Consider the following 18,708-nt stretch of genomic DNA (forward strand, 5'->3'; position numbering starts at 1 on the left):
CCCCTCGTCCATCTCGTGCGCCGGGGGGGGGGGCCCGCGGCCGGGCGGGCGCGCCCCCCACCCGACTAGACGGCCGAAGCGCCGTGCCGCGAGCGCAGCAGCGGGGCGACCTCGGTGGCGAAGCGTTCCATCTCGGCGAAGTGCGGCTGGAACTGGAACAGGAACGTGTCCACGCCCGCGTCGACGAAGCCGCTGATCCGGTCGGCGATCTGGGCGTAGCTGCCGACCAGTCCAGACAGCGTCCCCCCGTTGGTGCCGACGCTGGCCACCCCGACCGCGTTGCGGCCCATCACCCGGGCCGGGTCGGCGCCCGCGATCGGCTTACGCTGCGCCTGCGTGAGCCGCCACAGCTTCTCGAACTCCTCGTCCGCCTCCTCCTGCGTCGGCCGGGCGATCAGGAAGCTGGTCAGCCCGAACCGCAGCGGGTCACGGTACGGCCGGGGGCGGGACAGCAGGTCGGCGATGATGGCCTTCACCCCGTCCGGCCCGTCCAGCGGCCGGCCGTTGATCAGGAACACGTCGGCGGCCTCGGCGGCCAGCACCCGGGCCGGCTCCGACTCGCCGCCGAAGTAGACCACCGGCGGGGTGTCGCCGTACGGCCGCGGCCGCAACCGCAGCTCCTCGGCCCGCAGGTAGTCGCCGGCGTACGTCACCGGGCCCTCCCCCCACGCCTGCTCCACGATGGAGAGCCATTCGCGGGAGTAGTCGTAGCGGCGGTCGTGGTCGATCAACGGCAGGCCGAGTTTGGTGATCTCGGGTAGGAACCAGCCGGACACCAGGTTGATCGCGAACCGGCCCCGGCTGATGTGGCCGATCTGGGTCGCCATCTTCGCCAGCACGCCGGGGTTGTAGAGGAACGGCTTGATCGCGGCGATGATCTCGATGCGGGAGGTGGCCTCGGCGATCGCCGCCGCCGTGGTCCAGGTGTCGATGACGGCGCCGCCGTCGTCGCCGGGGTTGATGGTGTGCTGGGCGATGAGGGTGGTGTCGTAGCCGAGGCGTTCGGCGTCGACGACCGTACGCCGGTTGTCGGCGTAGCTGCCGTCGAGGTGCTCGTCGGGGTGGTCGCGTACGGCCCAGTTGCCGCTGATCGGGGTCCACACCCCCAGGCGCGGTGAGGTGCTCATGGTCAGCCCTTCGGGAGTTCGTCGTTGAAGTCGCCGACGAAGATCTGCTTCACGTCGACGGGCTTGTCGATGAACTCGACGTCGAGCAGTTCGTCGGCGAACGCCTGCTGCTGGACCAGGAACGCGTCGTCGATCGGCTGGTAACCCGCCCCACTGATCTTGAAGGTGGTGGACAGGGTCGCCAGGCTGTAGTCGACGTGCGGCTTGACCAGTTCGGCCGCCTCGTCCGGGTGCTGCGACGCCCACAGCCCGGTTTCGGCCGCCACCCGGAAGAACGCCCGCAGCGCCTCGTGCTTCTTCTCGTACGCCTGCGGGCTGACCCGCAGGCAGTACAGGTTGTTGACGGTGCCGGCGATCCCGTCGATCTCGACCAGGTCCGGGAAGCGCTCCAGGATGTCCGGTGAGCCGGGCGCGTTCGCCGAGTACGCCTCGATGTCGCCCTTGACCAGGGCGTTGACCCCGTCGGCGCCGGAGATGTTGACCGCCTTGACGTCGTTGTCGGTCAGGTTGTTCTTCTTCAGCAGCCGCTCGTAGAGCAGGCCGTGGTTGGACCGGATCGGCATCCCGACCCGCTTGCCGCGCAGGTCGGCGAAGGAGGCGATGCCGGAGTCGCGGCGCACGATGTACTTGATGTTCTGGTCGTTGGGCTTCGTGCAGCCGATCACCTTCTGCCGGCTGCCGGACGCGGCGGCGTTGATCGGTCCGATGTCGCCGGTGTCGGAGATGTCGATCTGACCGGCCTCCATCGCGGAGTTCAGCTCGACCGAGCTGGCGAACTCCCGGTACGTGATCTTCACCCCTGGCACCTGGAGGTCCTTCGCCTCGAACAGCGGGGTGTAGCCGTACAGGTCGGTGGTGACCAGGGTGAGCGAAACGGTGCCGTCGGCTGCGGCCGCGTCGTCGCCGCCCCCGCCGCAGCCGGCCACGGCGAGCGCGGCGGCGAGAGCGGTGGCGGCGGCGATGGTCGCCCGCCGGGAACTGCGCGTGAACATGACGTGCCTTTCGTATCCGTGCCGGTCAGTGCCGGCCGAGTTCGGTTTCGTAGTGGGCGGCCCCGAGCTGTTCGAGGATCCGCAGCCGGGTCCGTTCGAAGCCGGGGTCCTCGCGGGTACGGGCGCCGGCGAAGTCGGGTCTGATCTCGTCGGCGAGCCGGCCGTCGGTCAGCACGAGGATCCGGTCGGCGAGCACGATCGCCTCGTCGACGTCGTGGGTGACCAGGACGGTGGTGAACCCGTGCGCCTTCCACAGCGAGTGCACCAGGGCCTGCATCCGCAGCCGGGTCAGCGCGTCGAGAGCGCCGAACGGCTCGTCGAGCAGCAGTACGGCGGGCCGGCGGACCAGGGCGCGGGCCAGGGCGGTGCGCTGCGCCTCGCCGCCGGACAGGGTGTTCGGCCAGACGTCGGCGCGGGCTTCGAGGCCGACCTCGGCCAGCACCTCGACGGCCTGCCGGCGCAGCGCCGACCGGCTGCCCGGCAGCCCGAAGACGACGTTCTCCCACACCGTGCGCCACGGCAGCAGCCGGGCGTCCTGAAAGCCGACCGCGACCGGCTGCTCGACGACGACCTCGCCCTCGTGGTCGGTGTCGAGCGCGGCCAGCGCCCGCAGCAGGGTGCTCTTGCCGCCGCCGCTCTCGCCGACGATGACCAGGAACTCGCCTCGGCGTACCTCCAGGTCGACGGTGTCGAGAATGAGCCGGCTGCCGTAGTGCTTACGCAGCCCACGTACGGAGATACCGATCCGCTCGCTCATGAATCCACGAACTCTCGGCGCCAGGACAGGGTCTTCCACTCGATGACCCGGACCAGGCTCTCGATCGCCAGGCCGAGCAGCGCGTACAGCGCCAGGCAGAGCACGATCGTGTCGGTCTGCAGGAAGTCCTTGGCGCGGGTCAGCATGTAGCCGATGCCGGAGTCGGCGGCGACGGTCTCGCCGAAGACCAGGCTGAGCCAGGCGATCGCGAGCGAGAACCGCAGCCCGATCAGCAGGTGCGGCAGCGCCCCGGGCAGGATGATGTGCCGGATCACCGTCCACCGGGAGGCGCCGCAGCTCTGCGCGAGTTCGCGGAACCGGGGGTCGACCGAGCGGATGCCCTTGCTGAAGTTCAGATAGATCGGGAAGATCACGCCGATCGCGACCAGGCCGACCTTCAGCGCCTCGTCGATGCCGAGCCAGAGCAGCAGCAGCGGCATCAGGCCGAGCGTCGGTACGGCGCGCAGCATCTGCAGCGGCGGGTCGACGAGTTCGTCGGCGACCCGGGACAGGCCGGTGGCGAGCCCGAGCACGATCCCGACCGCGACGCCGATCAGCAGCCCGAGGACCACCCGGCGCAGGGAGGCGAGCACGTTGTCGGCCAGTACGCCGCTGGCGGCGAACTCGACGAACCGGTCCCAGACCATGCCGGGGCTGGCGAACGTCGTCGGGTTGAGCCAGCCGACGCTGGACGCGAGCTGCCACACGGCGACGAGCAGCACGGGGACCAGCACCCGCCGGCCGGACTTGAGGACGCGGCGGCGCAGCGAGCCCGTCTTCCTGGGTGCCTTGCCCTCCGGGGCCCGTGGTCGTGGGGCGGGTCCGACCGACCCGTCCGGGGTGGACAGGACTGTCGCGGTCATCGCGGATCATCCCTTCGTACGGTGTTCACAGCAGCGGCCCGCGCGGTGCGACGCCGTTGAGGACGTGGTTGCCGATGTGGTGGTACTTCCAGCGGGTCGGGTCGTGCAGGGTGTGGGTGCGGGCGTCGCGCCAGAACCGGTCCAGGCCGTGCTCCTCGTCGGTGGCGCTGGTGCCGGCGTACGAGAACAGTTCACTGGCCGTGGTCACCGCGGTCTCGGCGGTGAACGCCCGGGCGGCGGCGACCGACAGCGACGCCTCGGCGACCCTGTCGGGGTCGAGGACCGGGTCGGCCTCGGCGTCGTCGACCGCGTCGGCGGCCCGTTCCAGCAGTGCCCGGGCCGCCCGTACCTGCACCGCCTGCCGACCGACGTCGTTGATCAGGTGGTGTTCGTCGGCGGCCCGGTCCCAGGGACTGTCGGCGTAGGCCCGGGTACGGGTCCGGACGTACTCGGCCGCGGCGGCCAGTGCTCCCTCGGCGATGCCGACGTCGATCGCCGCGTGCAGCAGTTGCCCGGCAGCGCCGGCCGTACGCAGCTCGTCGGCGCTGTACGGCCAGGCGACGACCCGGTCCGCCGGCACCCGTACGTCGGTGAGCAGGGTGGTGCCGCTGTGCGTGCCGCGCTGGCCGAGGGCCGACCAGTCGCCGCCGAACGACAGCCCCGGGCTGCCCTGTTCCACGAAGGCGACGGCGTCGCCGCCGTCGGGGTCCTTCGTCTTCACCGGCACCCAGTCGGCGGTGGCGGCGCCGGTCGTGTAGTACTTGCGGCCGTTCAGCACCAGGTCCGTCGTGCCGTCGAGGCGGCGCAGCGACGTGCTGGTCTCGCCCTTGCGCCGGTCGACGCCCCGCTCGGCCATCGCGTTGCCGAGGCGGGCGCCGCGCAGCAGTTCGGCGTGGAAGAACTCCCGCTGGGCCGGGGTGCCCCGGTCCTTGAGCACCCGTACGAAGACGAAGTGGTTCTGGAGCACCTGGCTGATGGAGGCGTCGGCGACGGCCAGGATCCGGAAGACGTCGGCGAGCACGCGGTGGCTCACCTGGGCGCCACCGGCGGCGCGCGGCACGGTGATGCCGAGCAGCCCGGACCGGGCGATCCGCTCCAGTTCGGCGCGCGGCACCACGCGGTCCCGGTCGCGTTCCCGGGCACCGGGCGCGAACTGCCGGGCCAGCTCGGTGGCGACGCGTACCGCCTCGGTCCCGTCGGTGATGACGGCGGCCGGCCTGCTGTCGGTCCGCGTGGTCATGCCGGCACCGTCTCGGGTACGCCGAGCAGGCGGCGGGCGTTGCCGCCGGCGACGGCCGCCACACCCGCCTCGTCCAGGCCGGCGGCGGCGAGCGCGGCGAGGACGCCGTCGCGGTCGATCGACTCGGCGACGATCGGCGAGTCCGACCCGACGAGTACGTGGTCGGCACCGACGACGTCGACCAGGTAGCGGATGCTGGCCGGGTCGAAGCCCATCGTGTCGACGTACACGTGCCGGCGCAGGTGGTCGGGCGCGTGCCGGCTGATCCGCTCGACCAGGCCGGTGAAGGTGCCGATCAGCAGCGCCGGGGCGCCGATCAGCGGGATGACGACCCGCAGCCCGGGCAGGTCGTCCAGGACGGTCGAGTTGAGCAGGGCCAGCAGGCTGCCCGCGTCGATCGTGCCCCGGGCGAGCAGGGTGCCGGCGCGGCCGACGCCTTCGAGTTGCTCGGTGAGGCCGCGCGGGTTGATCGGGTGCACGAAGACCGGTACGCCGAGTTCCGCGGCGGTGCGCAGCGTCGGGAACGCGGCCGGGTCGTCGAGCAGCCGGTCGCCGCCCTCGGCGGCGGCGTCAAGGACCGCGCCGGACAGGCCGAGTTCGGTGACCGCGCGGCGGAGTTCGTCGGCGGCGGCCTCGCCCTGCCAGGCGTCGATGGTGGCCAGCCCGAGCAGCCGGCCGGGATGGGCGGCGACCTGCCCGGCGAGGTGGTCGTTGATCGCCCGTACGGTCGCCGGCGGCAGGGTGGTGCCGGCGGGGGCGACCAGCGACGGCGGGGCGTTGAGGACCCGGGTCGCGATCGAGCCGGCCGCCGCCGATGCCAGCACGTCGTCGATGTCGACGATCCGGCGTACGGTCCGCTCGCGCAGCTTGGCGATCTCGGGTCGGGCGTTGGCCCAGAGGGCGGGCGGGTGGGCGGGGTCGACGTAGTGGACGTGGAAGTCCACGATCGCCGGCTGGGCGGTTTCGGGCATGCTGATCTGACCTCTGTGAGCGGTGGGAATACGACGGCTGGTCGATGGCCGGTGGGCGCGGTTCCAGGTCGTGGGACAGGCGATCCACGGGCACCGGAACGGGCGGGCCGGGATGCCCGGAGTCGGGGCGGCCCGGGGTGGGGACGCGCCCGAACGGTGCGGCACCCTTCGAGAGCACCGGAACGGAAGGCGCCGGCCGAGGAGGTCAGGCCGGCGGGTGGCTGGCTAGGCCCGACACAGGGTGGCGGTGCACTGCTTCTTGATCACGAAACTAACCCTACTCATCCCATAGGAATTAACAAGAAAGCGTCCACGATACGGGACACCCACCCGTACGCTGACCAGCGAATCCACCCGTGGCGCCCCGGTCTCCGCCATTGCGGACACGCCATGATCGTCTGCTGCCCAGGCGGTCGACACGCCGTACGGCCACCGCCTGAAGCGCAGACGATCACGCGGCCGAGGTGCCGTGCCCCGGCGTGCGGCAGACGCCCCTACGATGGCGCGATGCTGCTGACGGACTGGCTGCCGGACGTGTGGGCACGCACGCATACCGCGCGCCTCCTCGCGGGTGGCCTGTTCGGCGGCCCGCTGGCCGAGCGCGAGATCCGAGCGGAGATCGTCGACCGCGCCCGCCTGGCCACCCTGCGGGAACTCACCACGACCGGCCGGTTCACCGGCGACATCTGCCGCTGCCCCGGTGGCCCGACCCTGGCGCTGTATGACGCCGACGACCGGATTCTGGGCAGCGCCACCATCCACGGGCACGGCAGCGTCTCGTGGGAGCGGTCGAGGTTCCGCGACGACCTGGATGTGGCCGCACCGACGGCCCTGACCCTCTTCCTCTCCGAGTACGGCGTCGCCAACGTCGTCGGCGGCCTGCTGGCCCCGCTGGTGCGGGAACTCGGATACGACGAGAGATCCGGCGAGCCGCAGTTCCGTCCCGCGTCGGCGCCGGCGGTGCTCGCCGAGCGGCAGGTGCCGGAAGCCCTCCGCGACGATCTAGTCGGCGTGGCCGGCAACCTTGCCGCCGAACTGCCGCAGGACCGGGTAACCGCGCTCGCCGAACGGCTCGCCACCACCGAACCGGTCCCGGTGGCCCGTGCGGCGGTGCTGCTGAACTGGCTCGGCCGGCTGCCGTTCCCCACCGAGGCACTGTGGGGCGAGGGTGCGCTCGTACGGCGGCTCCTGGCCACCCTGCCCGAAGCCGATCTCCTCGCCGCGGCGGCATCGGGGCCACCCGTCGCGGCGCTCGGTGCGCTCAACTGGGCCGTCCACCAGCCGGACGACCGGGCGGTCGTCGCGGCGGTCGCGCCGATCCTGCGTCGACTCCTGGCCTGACGCCCCGACCCGGCGGGGTATTGCTGTCGCGGCTCACAGCGAATTCGGCGTGTCACAGCGAATTCGCTGTGGAGCCGAACAGCTACCGGGTCGCCCCGAAGCATGGCAACGAACGGACGCAGCCGCCGTCCCGAGTGGACATTCGTCGGGTTGACTGGATCAAACGATTACTCGACGCTGGCGGGATGTCACCCTCGGTCGCCGCTCGGCAGGTCGGCTGGTTGCTCCGGGTCAACCGGCGGCTGGGGCCCGACCCCGGGCTGCGGGTGGGGCGGAACTTCGCCGCCGCGTTCCGGGCCGAGGAGCCGACCCGCGAACTGGCTCCGTCGCACGTGACGCGATGGGAGAGCGGACAGCTTGCCGCGTCGCGGGCCGTCGTGGCCCGCTACGAGCACCTGCTCGGCCTGCCGGCCGACTCCCTCGTCGTGGTGACCGACCTGATCATGCGGTACTTCTCGGTCCCCCGGCCCGCCGACCGCAACCCGCCGGGCGCGCTGCCGCGCCCGGACGAGGACCGGCTCTACGAACTCCTGCACCGGGCCGAACAACCCGGCGACATGACCGGGCAGAGCTGGATCGAACTCGCCAAGCTCGTGTCCGGCCATCCGGCGCTCGTGCTGTTCCCCGAGACGATCTGGCAGCGGCTCGCCGAACGGTTGCTGCCCGAACTGATGGTGTCCGAGGGACCGGCCTGGCTGCTGCGCCAGGAGGCGATGTGCCGGCTGCTCGAACACCCGGTCGCCGGCCGGTTCGTCGCCACGACCTGTGTGGACTTCGCCCGGATGCCGGGCTCCACCGCCTTCGTCGAGCCGATCGCGTTGCTGGACACGACCGCGCAGCGCCCGGCGAACGACTATCTGCTCGGTCAGCTCGACGCCCCCGGCGGCCCCCGCTCGCAGCACGCGGCGATGCTGGCCACGATCCGCAAGCTCCCGGCCGGACACTTCGACGCCGCGCAGGAGGACCGGCTCGCCCGCTCCCTCGCCGCCCTCGCCGACGACGCCACGCTCACCCCCGACGACCGCTTCCTGGTCTCCTACCTGAGCCGATCGGTGCTGCGCCGGCGGCCACGGGTCGAGGCCCGGGTCCGCAACACACTGCTCGCGGCGGGCCGCCACCTCTCCCCCGACCGGCCGGTGGACGGGCACGAGCGGATCAGCCACCGGATCGCGCAGCAGGCCCAGCGCGAACTCGACGCCGCCGCGACCGACGACGACGTGCTCACCGGCCTCGTCGACGACCTGCTGTTCAGCCCGAACACCGAGCGCCGGTTCCTCGCCACGATGACGATCTCGGCCACGCCGTACCGGACGCCGGTCATCCGGGCGGTGCTGTCGGTGCTGCGGCGTTCGGTGTCGAGCCGGACCGGTGGCATCCCGGTCGGCGCCGGCCTGCGTACGCTGACCACGCTGGGCACCGACGCCCACCGCCCACTGCTCGCCGAGATACTCACCGCCCCCGGTGTCAGCCCGGCGGACCGGTCCGTCGCCGCCTGGGCGGCCCCGCACTGCGCCGGCACGTTCCCGGTGCACGTGTGGCGACAGGTCATCGGCGCCCAGGCCGCGCAGGGCAGCCGTACCGGCACCGAGGTGCAGGAGCGGATCATGCAGGGGCTGGTCTACGGGATCGGCACCGACCGGCACCACGACCTGCTCGCCGACCTCGGCAACGACCCGACGCTGCCGGAAAGCGCCCGGGCCACCGCCTCCTGGCTGCTCCGGACGCCGCCGTCCGAAGCGTAGGGCGCGGGTTCAGGCGCGGCGGCGGGCCCGCGCCGCCCAGATCGCGTACGCCGGATCCCGATCCAGGTTGTGCCGGTCCCGGTCGTAGCGGCGGGTCGTACGCGGGTCGGCGTGCCCCATCGCGTCCTGGACGTCCTCCAGCGGCACCCCCTCGGCGCGGGCGGTCGTCGCGAACGCGTGCCGCAGCGAGTGCGGCGACAGCCTCGACCAGGCCGGGATGCCGGCCTCCTTCGCCAGCCTGCGGACCAGCCGGAAGACGGCGTGCCGGTCCAGCCGCCCACCGGTGGCGGTCACCAGCAGCGGGCCGGTCAGCTCGTCGAGCCGTACCCGGGCGGTCACCGCCCGGTCGGTCAGGTACGCGTCGACGGCGTACGCGGTCGACGGGGTCAACGCCCGCCGGCGCGGCCGCCCGCCCTTGCCGACGAACCGGACGCTACGGTGCCCCCGCTCGTGGCCGAGGTCGGCGACGTCGAGCGAGACGAGTTCACCGACCCGCAGCCCGAGGTCGGCGAGCAGGGCGACGGCGGCCCGGTTGCGGGCCGCGGTCGGGCCGCTCGCCGCGTCGGCGGCGGCGAGCAGCGCGTCGACCTCGTCCGGGGCCAGGCCGACGGTCGCCGAGTGGTCGCGGTTGAGCCGTGGCCGGTCGGCGCCGGAGACCGGGTTGGCGTCCAGCGCGCGCAGCTTGACCAGGAAGTCGTACCAGCTCGACAGCGCCGACAGCTTGCGGGCCACGGTCGACGCGGCGACCGGCCGGCCGCTGCGCGGGTCCACACCGGACTCCAGCTCGCGGGCGTACGCGTTGACGTCGAGGAACGTCACCGCCAGCGGCTCCACCGACCGTGCCGCGCACCAGGCGAGCCAGCCGGCGACGTCCCGCCGGTAGGCGTCGCGGGTGTGTTCGGACAGCCGCCGGTTGCGCAGCCACGCCTCGGTGAAGTCGGTCGCGCCTCCGCCGAGGGCCGGCACGGCGGTGGCGCGCGGAACGAGGGCGGACGGTGGGGTGGCCGGCATGCCGGACAGTTTCCCGCACCCGGGCCGGGCCGGCACGACGCGACGCGCGGAGAGATCATTCCTCGGCCGTCGTTATGCCGGTGCGGTGTGTCGGAGCGGTCCGGTATGGTCGCCCGACCGGCATGATCACCATACGGCCGGTGACAGCGTGTAGCTCAGCAGCAGAGCACCGGGCTTCGGCCCCGGAGGGCGCGGGGGCGGCACCCGCCACGCTGGCGATGGACGGCAACGAGCACGAGAAGCGGATCGGCACCGGCTACCCGACGACCCAGCTGGCCAAGGCGTTCGCGACCTCGATCGGGCACGAGGACACCGACACCCGGCAGCGGGCCGACGAGCGGCTGCACCGGTGGGAATCCGTGTTGCGCGGCATGCTGAACGGCGTCCTGACCATCGGGTCGCGCACCCCGGTCGCCGGCCGGCCCGCCTGGGTGACGCCCGAGGTGGTCCGCGGCGGCTTCGCCACCGGCAAGGCCATGGCCGGCGGGCCGCTGCTGCCGCACGAGACCGCGCTCGCCGACCGGACCGGCCGGCCCGCCCAGCGCCGTGCCCTGTTCGCCCACCACCTGACCGAGGCGGGGCTCGCCGACCTGGTCGCGTCGCTGCGCGCCGGCACCTACCGGGTCGACGTGCCCGAGGAGGCGGCGCTGCCGGTCGTGGCGTGGCTGCTCGGGGCCGGCGACCGGGAGGTCGCGCTGGCGCTGCTGGACGAGATCGGCCCGTACGCCGACCGGCTGCGGTTCGCGCCGGTGCCGCGCGACGTGCCGGCCCCCGACCCCGCGGTCGTGTGGCGGGAGACGGCCGGTGAGGTCCGCGCCAACCTGGCCCGGCGCCGCCCCGACGAGCGAATCGAGGCGATGCGCGAGGCGCTGACCGTCTGGAACCCGTTCGCCGACCGGCTGCTGGCGCTGTGGCTGGACACCGTCGTCGACGGCCGCGTCGCCGTACGCTTCGACGACCGGTGGCGGGACCGGGCCACCACCCTGCTCGACCACTACGAGCGGCTCGCCACCGTGCACCGGCGGTGCGGCAAGCACCGGCGGAAGAAGGAGAACCTCGCCATCCTGCGCGCGGCCGTGCAGGACATGGTGTACGGGGCCGGGCTGACGTCGAGGGCCCGGGGGCTGCTGCAGCACGCCGTCGACTCGATGCTGCGCCGCCGTGGCCGGCCGGGCTCGCCGGAACACACCGCCCTGCGTACCCGGCAGGCGGTGACCGGCACCGCACCGACCCACCACGCATTCGCCCGGCTCGTCGGCGACCGGCTGGCCGACCTGTCCCCGGACGTCGGGATCACCGACGTCGCGGCCGGCACCGCCCCGGTCCGTGCCGGCGAGCAGGGTGCCCCGGCCGGCGTCGCCGTTCCGGAACCGATCCGCCGGGTCGTCGCCCGCGGCCGGGCCGGCACCGTCGAGGAGCTGGTCGCCGCCGGCGCCGTACCGTCGGCCGAGGTGCTGGCCCGGCTCGTGCCGCGGATCGCTGCGGCCGCCACCGCGGCGGCGTACCCCGACGAGACCCTGCGGGTTCTCGTCGCCGCCACCCACCACGCCTTCGGCAACCGCCGGTCGCTGCTGCTGCGCAACCTCGAACACCAGGTCCGGTTCGACGAACTGCCCTGGGTACGGGCTATCGCCGGGCACCAGCACACCACCGACGGCACCCGCGACGACGCGGGCGCGGCGCTGCGCCGGCTCGGCCAGCTCACCCTCGACTCGTTCCCGGCCACGGTGCTGCCGAACCCGATGGTGCGCCAGCTCGCCGGCCTCGCCCGTGAAGCCGGCCTCGGCCTGCCCTGGGTGGAGGAGCTGGCCGCCGACATCTTCGAGGGCACCTTCGCCGGCAAGTTCCTCACCGCCGCCAAGATCGCCGGTGAGGTGCTTGCCGGCACCCTGTACGAGCGCTACTACGGCATCGACTACGCGGCCCTGGCCCGGATCGACGACGTCGACCGGCGCGGCCGGCACGCCGCCGCCACCTCGCCCGCGTTCGACGCGCTGTGCCTGACCCGGGCCGGCACCGGCGGCCGGTGTTCGGTCGCCGCGAACGGGATGGTGATCGAGCAGGCGCAGATCCTCACCACCCACAACCTCGCCACCCTGGTGACGGTCGGCGTCTCCCCCGCCGCCGGCTGGCCGGACCTGGCCCGGCGTACGTTCGCCACGGCGGCGACGCTGACTGCCCGGATCCAGCACAACCCGCGGCCGCTGCCGACCATCAAGGACACCGCGTACGCCTGGCGCCAGATGCTCTTCCACCTGTCGATGCCGGGTGTCGACCCGACCGCCGCCGTCGGGCCGCTGTGGGACGACCTGGACCGGCAGCCGCCGTACGTCCGCGACCGGCTCGCCCCGGCCCTCGACGGCCTGGGCCACGTGGTCGCCGGTGGCGGCTTTGGCCCGGACGGCACCGCCCGCTCCGGACGGCGTCTGCTCGGCTGGGCCGTCGGCGGGCACTGGCTGGGCTAGCCGCCGGCCGGGCTCCGGTGATCCGGCGCGGACGCGACGGCGCCGAGTACCTTGAGATCCACTGTCGAGCCCGCCCCGAGGAGGCACCGGTGACCCTGGCCGCGACCGTACGTCTGCTCGACTGTTGGACGCCGTCCGATCCGGACACCGGGGCCCGGCTGTGGCGGGTCACGACGGCCTTCGGGAAGGCGCCCACCCCGGTCGGGCAGGCCTGGGCGGCGGTTCCGTCCCCCGCCGAACTCGCCGAGTTCGGGCTGTTCCCGGACCGGCCCGGCCGGCATCCGGTCGGCGCGCAGCCGCTGAACCGCTTCGTCCCGGCCGGGGCCGGCGTGGCACCGGAGCGGCCGCCCGTCGAGGTCGCCGCCGTGGTGGCCGGGCTGCTGGCCGACACGTTCGCGGCCGGGCCGGTGCCGCTCGACGAGCGGACCCGGCTCCTGGTCGAGCATCTCGCCGGGCAGCTCGCGTACGGGTCGGGCGACCTGCTGCGGCTGGTGGTCGCCGCGCCGGACGGCTTCCCGGCCGGCCGGGAACTGCACCTGCTCGGCCGGGGCGGCGCCGGCCGTACGACGCGGGTGACCGTGGCACCGGCCGGACCCGTCGACGACCGTCCCGACCTGGCGACCCGCACCAGCAGTGTCGCCGAGGTGCTGGCCGGGCTGGCCTGGCTGTCGAACAACGACCGGATGGAGATCACGACGACGGTCGAGACGCACGGGCTGGGCCTGGACCGGCTCGCCCCGGCCGCCGCCGACGCCGCGTTCCGGGTCTGGTGGGCGGCATCCGACCGGTGGGCGCAGATCGCCGAGCGGTGGGACGACGGTGTGCCGACGCCGCTGGGCCGGGGGGAACTCGCGCACGTACGGGCCGATTTCGAGCGGCACAACCTCGACCTGGCCAGGTCGGCGGCGTGGGCGATGGGCCGGATCGGCGACTACGACCCGGCCGACGAGCCGCAGCCGGGGTTTCCCGGCGACCGGCTGGTCGCCCTGCTGACCCGGGAGTTGTTCGACTGCGCGACCGAGCGGGTGACCGGTGATCCGGGGCGCGGGCCGCTGCTGGCGTACGGGATCGGTCTGCCGTTCGAGGCCCACGCGGACGGCGAGGGCTTCTACGGCTGCCTGCTGCTGGTCGAGCCGGACCGGGTCGGGGTGCTGCTCGTCGACGCCGTCTGCTGAGCCGCCGGCTGCCGCGATACCACCCGCCGGCCCAGACGTGCGACGCCCCGGCGGCCGGTGGAGGCTGGCGCCGGGGCGTCGGGGTTTCGGCGACGGTCAGCCGAAGCGGCCGGTGATGTAGTCCTCGGTCGCCTTGACCTGCGGGTTGCTGAAGATCCGCTGGGTGCGGTCCATCTCGATCAGCTTGCCGGGCTTGCCGGTGCCGGCGATGTTGAAGAAGCCGGTCCGGTCGCTGACCCGGGCCGCCTGCTGCATGTTGTGGGTCACGATGACGATCGTGAACTCCTTCTTCAGCTCGTACATCAGGTCCTCGATCGCGACGGTGGAGATCGGGTCGAGGGCCGAGCACGGCTCGTCCATCAGCAGCACGGACGGCTTGACGGCGATGGCCCGGGCGATGCACAGCCGCTGCTGCTGGCCGCCGGAGAGGCTGGAGCCGGGCCGGTTGAGCCGGTCCTTGACCTCTTCCCACAGGTTCGCCCCGCGCAGCGTCTTCTCGACCAGTTCATCGAGGTCGGCCTTGCGCATCCGGCCGCTGTTCAGCTTCACGCCCGCGGCGACATTGTCGTAGATCGACATCGTCGGGAACGGGTTCGGGCGCTGGAAGACCATGCCGACGTGGCGGCGTACGTTGACCGGGTCGACGCCGTCGCCGTAGAGGTCCTGGCCGTCCATGGCGACCTTGCCGGTGACCCGGCCGCCGGGCACCACCTCGTGCATCCGGTTCAGTGACCGCAGGAAGGTCGACTTGCCGCATCCGGACGGCCCGATCAGGGCGGTCACCGAACGCGGCTCGATCATCATGTTGACGTTCTCGACGGCCAGGAACGATCCGTAGTAGATGTTCAGGTCCGAGACGTCGATCTGCTTTGCCATGAGAGTCCTTCCCTGGTCAGCGGCTGTTCGAGAGGGAGAAGTAGCGGGAGATGAGACGGGCGACCAGGTTGAGCGCCATCACGATGATGAAGAGGGTGAGTGCCGCCGCCCAGGCCCGTTCGACGCCGAACTCGGCCCGGGCACCGGGGATGCTGTACGAGTAGTAGGTGAAGATCGGCAGCGACGACATCCGGCCGTCGAACAGGTCGGTGTTCAGCACCGTGGTGCTGCCGGCGATGATGAGCAGCGGGGCGGTCTCGCCGATGACGCGGGCGATGGCGATGGTGACGCCGGTGGCGATGCCGGCCGCCGCCGTACGCAGGACGACCTTGATGACGGTCCGCCACTTCGGTACGCCGAGGGCGTACGACGCCTCCCGCAGTTCGTTCGGCACCAGCTTGAGCATCTCCTCGACCGACCGCACCACGACCGGGATCATGAGTACGGACAGCGCGACGGCGCCGCCGAGGCCGAACCGGATGCCCGGCCCGAAGAAGATCGAGAAGAGGGCGAAGGCGAACAGGCCGGCCACGATCGACGGGATACCGGTCATCACGTCGACCAGCAGGGTGACCGCCCGGGCGAGCCGGCCGCGGCCGTACTCCACGAGGTAGACGGCGCACATCACGCCGATCGGCACCGAGATGACGGCGGCCGCGAGGGTGATCAGCAGGGTGCCGACGATGGCGTGCTGGGCGCCGCCGCCGGGGCCGACGACGCCGCGCATGTCGCTGGTGAGGAACTGCCAGTCGAGCCGGTCGATGCCGTTGCTGGCGACCGTCCACAGCAGCGACAGCAGCGGCAGGATGGCCAGCGAGAACGCGACCGAGACGGCGATCGTGACGAGCCGGTCCTTGGCCTTGCGGGGGCCTTCGACGACGTGCGCCAGGATCGGCAGGGCGATCACCAGCAGGGCGATCCCGAGGAGGGCCGACGGCAGCGCGGCCCAGTCGAGCACCACGTAGCCGATCACGCCGACGAGGGCGCTGACCGCGACGACCGTCCACGGCGCCCAGCGGGGCAGGTTGCCGCTGGTGAGTGAGACCGTCTTCTCGGCCGGCGCCGCCGGGGTGGTCTTCGTCAGGGTCATGCGTTCGCTCCCGAGAATTCCCGGCGCCGCGCGACGATCGCCCGCGCCGCGTAGTTGACGACGAAGGTCACGGCGAACAGCACCAGACCCGAGGCGATGAGCGCGTTGACCGCCAGGCCGCTGGACTCCGGGAAGTCCAGGGCGATGTTGGCGGCGATGGTGCTGCTGTTGACCGAGCTGATCAGGTTGACCGAGACGACGTTGGAGGCGGAGAGCACCATGGCGACGGCCAGGGTCTCGCCGAGGGCCCGGCCGAGGCCGAGCATGCTGCCGCTGACGACGCCGGAGCGGCCGAACGGCAGGACGGTCTGGCGGATCATCTCCCAGCGGGTGGCGCCCAGGGCCAGCGACGCCTCCTCCAGCAGGCGGGGGGTCTGGAGGAACACCTCGCGGTTGACCGCGGTCATGATCGGCAGGATCATCACCGCGAGGACCAGGCCGGCGGTGAGCATCGTGCGGCCGGTCGCCGACGTCGGGCCGGCGAAGAACGGCAGGAAGCCCAGGTTGTCGTTGAGCCAGCCGAAGGTCGGCACCATCGCCGGGGCGAGGAAGAAGATGCCCCACAGGCCGTAGACGACGCTGGGTACGGCGGCGAGCAGGTCGACGAGGTAGCCGAGGCCGGACGCGATCCGCCGCGGCGCGTAGTGCGAGATGAACAGGGCGATGCCGATCGACAGCGGGAACGCGACGACCAGGGCGATGACGGCGGCCAGCACCGTGCCGAACAGCAGCGGGCCGACGAAGGCGAGGAAGCCTTCACCGCCGGGCAGGTCCTCGCCGTCGGCGATCAGTGCCGGGAAACCCTCGAAGAGCAGGAACGCGGCGACGGCGGCCAGGGTCACCAGGATGATGATCCCGGCGCTGGTCGCCGTCCCCGCGAAGATCCGGTCTCCGACTCGGGCGCGGGAACCGCGCCAACCCGGCTTCTTGTCCCCGCCGGTGGGGGCTCCGCTCACGGCGGTGGCGGGTGATGTCACGGTGTGCGCCTCCTCGGACGTTTTCAGTGAGGGGGGCGACGCGCGGAGCGGGTCCTACCGGCCAAACCGGCCGGTAGGACCCGCGTCACTGCGTTCTGCCCTGCTGTTCGTGTTGATCAGCCAGCCGCGGTGATGGCGTCGATGGCGGCCTGCGCCTGGGTGCGGAGCTGGGCCGAGATCGGCGCGGAGCCGGCGTTCTGGGCGGCGGCCTGCTGCCCCGGCTCGCTGATCACGTAGGAGAGGAAGGCCTTGACCAGGTCGGCCTGCTCCTGGCTCGGGTAGCTGGTGCAGGCGAGCTGGTAGGAGACCAGCACGATCGGGTACACGCCGGCCTGGGTGGTGTCGCGCGGCAGGTCGATCGCGTAGCTGTGCTGCGAGGTACGGCCCTCGACCTTGGTCGCGGCGTCGACGACGGCCGCGGCGGCCTGCGCCGAGTACTCGACGAAGGTCTCGCCGACCTGGATGGCGGCGACACCGAGGCCGGTGGCCTGCGACGCGTCGATGTAGCCGATGGTGCCCTCACCACCGCGCAGCGCGGCGGCGACGCCCTGGGTCTGCGCGGCGGCCTCGCCACCCTGGACCGGCCACTCGCCGGAGACCTCGTGCGGCCAGTCGTTCGGGGCGGCCTGCGAGAGGTAGTCGACGAAGTTCTCGGTGGTGCCGGACTCGTCGGAGCGGTGCACGGCGGTGATGTTGCTGTCCGGCAGCGTGGCGCCGTCGTTCAGCGCGGCGATCGCCGGGTCGTTCCACTTGGTGATCTTGTTGTCGAAGATCCGCGCGATGACCGACGCCGACAGGTTCAGCTTCGGCACGCTCGGCAGGTTGTAGGCGACCGCGATCGGGCTGATGTAGCCCGGGAACTCGATGAAGCCGTTGGGGCCGCACTTGGCCTGCGCCGCCGTCATCTCCTCGGGCTTGAGGTAGGCGTCGGAGCCGGCGAACTGCACGCCACCCTCGATGAACGCCTTGCGGCCACCGCCGGACCCGATCGGGTCGTAGGTCACGGTGACGTCGGGGGCCTCGCTGGAGAAGCCCGCGATCCAGGCCTCCATCGCGGCGCCCTGGGCCGAAGCGCCGGAGCCGGCGAGGCTGCCACTGAGCTCGGTGGTGTTACCCGTATCCGAGCCGTTCTCCTCGGAGTCGCCGCTGCAGGCGGCCATGCCGAGGGCAAGCATGACGGCGACCGGCAGGGCGGCCAGCCGAAGGGTTCTGCGCTTCACGGTTTCATTGCCTCTCTGAGGTCGGGGTGGCGACGCCGCTGTGGCGGGTGCGTCTTTTTCGCGGGTCGCCGTCTCGAACGTCGTGGACGCTACGAGCCCTTGCTAAACGGGCGGGCGGACGATGGTGAACGTCAGGTGAACCAAACTTGTAGACGTTCGCCCAGCGCCCGGCGGGGTAGCGGACGGGAAGCGCAGAAGGTGCCGTACCGCCCCGAAGGGGAGATTCAGGCCGTGGGGTGTGGCCGGGCGGCGCGGGCCGCCTTCCAGCGCCGGGCCTGCTCGGCGGTCACGCTGTAGAACACGCTGCCGGACCGGCCCGGGACCGGCTGGGTGATCCGCCGCAGCGGCAGCCCGAGCGCGGGGTAGTCGTGGTAGGCCTTGACGATTCGGGTCAGGCCGGCCATCGCGCCGATGATCTTGTCGGCGGGGCTGCCGAGCCGGGCCGCGATCTCACCGACCCGCAGGCGCTGGTCCGGCAGTTCGGAGAGCAGGTCGAGGATGGCGACCACGGTCTCGTGCGTACGCGACCGGCCCTGGGCGAACCGGCGCAGTTCCTCGACCGGCCACTCCCGACCCGGCCGCGGGCCGGTCGCCCGGGGGCGCGGTGCCGGTGGCGGCAGGGGGCGGTTGCGCTGGTCGAGGTCTTCGATGAGGCGGACGATGTGGTTGACGTACTCGGCGGGCACGGCGAGATGCACCAGGTCGGCGGAGCGAAGTCCCGCCTGCCCGGAAAGTGACCCTCGTCGTCGGCTCATCTACCCCGTCCGAATGGCTGTCCAATCGCGACCACACACCATCGCGCCGACAGGGAGAGCCGGCGGCACGGTCACGTGCGCGCCAAAGTATCACCGTCAGGTAACG

16 protein-coding genes and 1 tRNA gene are annotated in these 18,708 nt (G+C 72.6%); 5 read left to right on the forward strand and 12 right to left on the reverse strand.

Annotated features, from left to right (window positions below; translation table 11 throughout):
* Window positions 1-65: 65 nt before the first annotated feature.
* Genes AB0I42_RS25810 through AB0I42_RS25835 form a run of 6 tightly spaced genes read right to left on the reverse strand, consistent with a single transcriptional unit; the run spans window position 66 to window position 5,950 of the window.
* The gene (locus AB0I42_RS25810; RefSeq protein ID WP_357540908.1) at window positions 66-1,127 is read right to left on the reverse strand and encodes an LLM class flavin-dependent oxidoreductase; all 1,062 of its coding nucleotides are present in this window, start codon (window positions 1,125-1,127) and stop codon (window positions 66-68) included.
* Window positions 1,128-1,129: 2 nt separating this feature from the next.
* On the reverse strand, window positions 1,130-2,119 hold the full coding sequence (locus tag AB0I42_RS25815) for an ABC transporter substrate-binding protein (protein ID WP_357540910.1): 990 nt from the start codon (window positions 2,117-2,119) through the stop codon (window positions 1,130-1,132).
* A gap of 25 nt (window positions 2,120-2,144) precedes the next feature.
* Window positions 2,145-2,876, reverse strand: coding sequence for an ABC transporter ATP-binding protein (locus tag AB0I42_RS25820; protein WP_357540912.1), 732 nt, complete (start codon window positions 2,874-2,876; stop codon window positions 2,145-2,147).
* Complete coding sequence (locus AB0I42_RS25825) at window positions 2,873-3,739, reverse strand: ABC transporter permease (protein WP_357540914.1); 867 nt, start codon at window positions 3,737-3,739, stop codon at window positions 2,873-2,875. The genes AB0I42_RS25820 and AB0I42_RS25825 overlap by 4 nt, the downstream gene beginning before the upstream one ends.
* Window positions 3,740-3,764: 25 nt before the next feature.
* Window positions 3,765-4,979 (reverse strand): SfnB family sulfur acquisition oxidoreductase, encoded by a 1,215-nt coding sequence (locus tag AB0I42_RS25830; protein WP_357540916.1) that lies wholly within the window; start codon window positions 4,977-4,979, stop codon window positions 3,765-3,767.
* On the reverse strand, window positions 4,976-5,950 hold the full coding sequence (locus tag AB0I42_RS25835; RefSeq protein WP_357540918.1) for an amidohydrolase family protein: 975 nt from the start codon (window positions 5,948-5,950) through the stop codon (window positions 4,976-4,978). Before AB0I42_RS25835 ends, AB0I42_RS25830 begins: the two co-directional genes overlap by 4 nt.
* 507 nt (window positions 5,951-6,457) lie before the next feature.
* Between AB0I42_RS25835 and AB0I42_RS25840 the strand changes: the two genes are divergently transcribed.
* Window positions 6,458-7,291: a hypothetical protein gene (locus AB0I42_RS25840; protein WP_357540920.1), complete on the forward strand. Its 834-nt coding sequence runs from the start codon at window positions 6,458-6,460 to the stop codon at window positions 7,289-7,291.
* A 185-nt stretch (window positions 7,292-7,476) separates the two neighbouring features.
* Window positions 7,477-9,033, forward strand: a complete 1,557-nt coding sequence (locus tag AB0I42_RS25845) for a hypothetical protein (RefSeq protein ID WP_357540922.1) — start codon at window positions 7,477-7,479, stop codon at window positions 9,031-9,033.
* A 9-nt stretch (window positions 9,034-9,042) separates the two neighbouring features.
* On the opposite strand, the gene AB0I42_RS25850 is transcribed toward AB0I42_RS25845, so the two are convergent.
* Window positions 9,043-10,044, reverse strand: coding sequence for a tyrosine-type recombinase/integrase (locus AB0I42_RS25850; protein ID WP_357540924.1), 1,002 nt, complete (start codon window positions 10,042-10,044; stop codon window positions 9,043-9,045).
* Window positions 10,045-10,188: 144 nt separating this feature from the next.
* On the opposite strand from AB0I42_RS25850, the gene AB0I42_RS25855 reads away from it, so the two are divergent.
* The 3 genes from AB0I42_RS25855 (at window position 10,189) to AB0I42_RS25865 (ending at window position 13,684) form a co-directional block, all read left to right on the forward strand.
* A tRNA-Arg gene (locus AB0I42_RS25855) sits at window positions 10,189-10,260 on the forward strand.
* A 2-nt stretch (window positions 10,261-10,262) separates the two neighbouring features.
* The gene (locus AB0I42_RS25860; RefSeq protein ID WP_357540926.1) at window positions 10,263-12,509 is read left to right on the forward strand and encodes a hypothetical protein; all 2,247 of its coding nucleotides are present in this window, start codon (window positions 10,263-10,265) and stop codon (window positions 12,507-12,509) included.
* An 89-nt stretch (window positions 12,510-12,598) separates the two neighbouring features.
* Window positions 12,599-13,684: a hypothetical protein gene (locus AB0I42_RS25865; RefSeq protein ID WP_357540928.1), complete on the forward strand. Its 1,086-nt coding sequence runs from the start codon at window positions 12,599-12,601 to the stop codon at window positions 13,682-13,684.
* A 96-nt stretch (window positions 13,685-13,780) separates the two neighbouring features.
* On the opposite strand, the gene pstB is transcribed toward AB0I42_RS25865, so the two are convergent.
* The 5 genes from pstB to AB0I42_RS25890 form a co-directional block, all read right to left on the reverse strand.
* Window positions 13,781-14,560 carry a phosphate ABC transporter ATP-binding protein PstB gene (pstB, locus tag AB0I42_RS25870; protein ID WP_357540930.1) on the reverse strand — a complete coding sequence of 260 codons (780 nt, stop codon included), beginning with the start codon at window positions 14,558-14,560 and terminating at the stop codon, window positions 13,781-13,783.
* A 16-nt stretch (window positions 14,561-14,576) separates the two neighbouring features.
* On the reverse strand, window positions 14,577-15,650 hold the full coding sequence (pstA, locus tag AB0I42_RS25875; protein ID WP_357540932.1) for a phosphate ABC transporter permease PstA: 1,074 nt from the start codon (window positions 15,648-15,650) through the stop codon (window positions 14,577-14,579).
* On the reverse strand, window positions 15,647-16,627 hold the full coding sequence (gene pstC, locus AB0I42_RS25880; protein ID WP_357540934.1) for a phosphate ABC transporter permease subunit PstC: 981 nt from the start codon (window positions 16,625-16,627) through the stop codon (window positions 15,647-15,649). Before pstC ends, pstA begins: the two co-directional genes overlap by 4 nt.
* 116 nt (window positions 16,628-16,743) lie before the next feature.
* Entirely contained in the window at window positions 16,744-17,847 is a 1,104-nt protein-coding gene (gene pstS / locus AB0I42_RS25885) for a phosphate ABC transporter substrate-binding protein PstS (protein ID WP_357540936.1), read from the reverse strand.
* Window positions 17,848-18,071: 224 nt separating this feature from the next.
* A complete protein-coding gene (locus AB0I42_RS25890; protein WP_357540938.1) occupies window positions 18,072-18,602 on the reverse strand; it encodes a hypothetical protein in 531 nt (176 codons plus the stop codon).
* Window positions 18,603-18,708: the final 106 nt, after the last annotated feature.

It is taken from the genome of Polymorphospora sp. NPDC050346, from assembly GCF_040655695.1.
Lineage (GTDB): Bacteria > Actinomycetota > Actinomycetes > Mycobacteriales > Micromonosporaceae > Polymorphospora > Polymorphospora lycopeni.

Bases quoted from the DNA above. Each gene is read 5' to 3' on its own strand.
- AB0I42_RS25810 (WP_357540908.1), bottom strand. From the start codon at position 1,127: ATGAGCACCTCACCGCGCCTGGGGGTGTGGACCCCGATCAGCGGCAAC.
- AB0I42_RS25815 (WP_357540910.1), bottom strand. From the start codon at position 2,119: ATGTTCACGCGCAGTTCCCGGCGGGCGACCATCGCCGCCGCCACCGCT.
- AB0I42_RS25820 (WP_357540912.1), bottom strand. From the start codon at position 2,876: ATGAGCGAGCGGATCGGTATCTCCGTACGTGGGCTGCGTAAGCACTAC.
- AB0I42_RS25825 (WP_357540914.1), bottom strand. From the start codon at position 3,739: ATGACCGCGACAGTCCTGTCCACCCCGGACGGGTCGGTCGGACCCGCC.
- AB0I42_RS25830 (WP_357540916.1), bottom strand. From the start codon at position 4,979: ATGACCACGCGGACCGACAGCAGGCCGGCCGCCGTCATCACCGACGGG.
- AB0I42_RS25835 (WP_357540918.1), bottom strand. From the start codon at position 5,950: ATGCCCGAAACCGCCCAGCCGGCGATCGTGGACTTCCACGTCCACTAC.
- AB0I42_RS25840 (WP_357540920.1), top strand. From the start codon at position 6,458: ATGCTGCTGACGGACTGGCTGCCGGACGTGTGGGCACGCACGCATACC.
- AB0I42_RS25845 (WP_357540922.1), top strand. From the start codon at position 7,477: ATGTCACCCTCGGTCGCCGCTCGGCAGGTCGGCTGGTTGCTCCGGGTC.
- AB0I42_RS25850 (WP_357540924.1), bottom strand. From the start codon at position 10,044: ATGCCGGCCACCCCACCGTCCGCCCTCGTTCCGCGCGCCACCGCCGTG.
- AB0I42_RS25860 (WP_357540926.1), top strand. From the start codon at position 10,263: ATGGACGGCAACGAGCACGAGAAGCGGATCGGCACCGGCTACCCGACG.
- pstB (WP_357540930.1), bottom strand. From the start codon at position 14,560: ATGGCAAAGCAGATCGACGTCTCGGACCTGAACATCTACTACGGATCG.
- pstA (WP_357540932.1), bottom strand. From the start codon at position 15,650: ATGACCCTGACGAAGACCACCCCGGCGGCGCCGGCCGAGAAGACGGTC.
- AB0I42_RS25890 (WP_357540938.1), bottom strand. From the start codon at position 18,602: ATGAGCCGACGACGAGGGTCACTTTCCGGGCAGGCGGGACTTCGCTCC.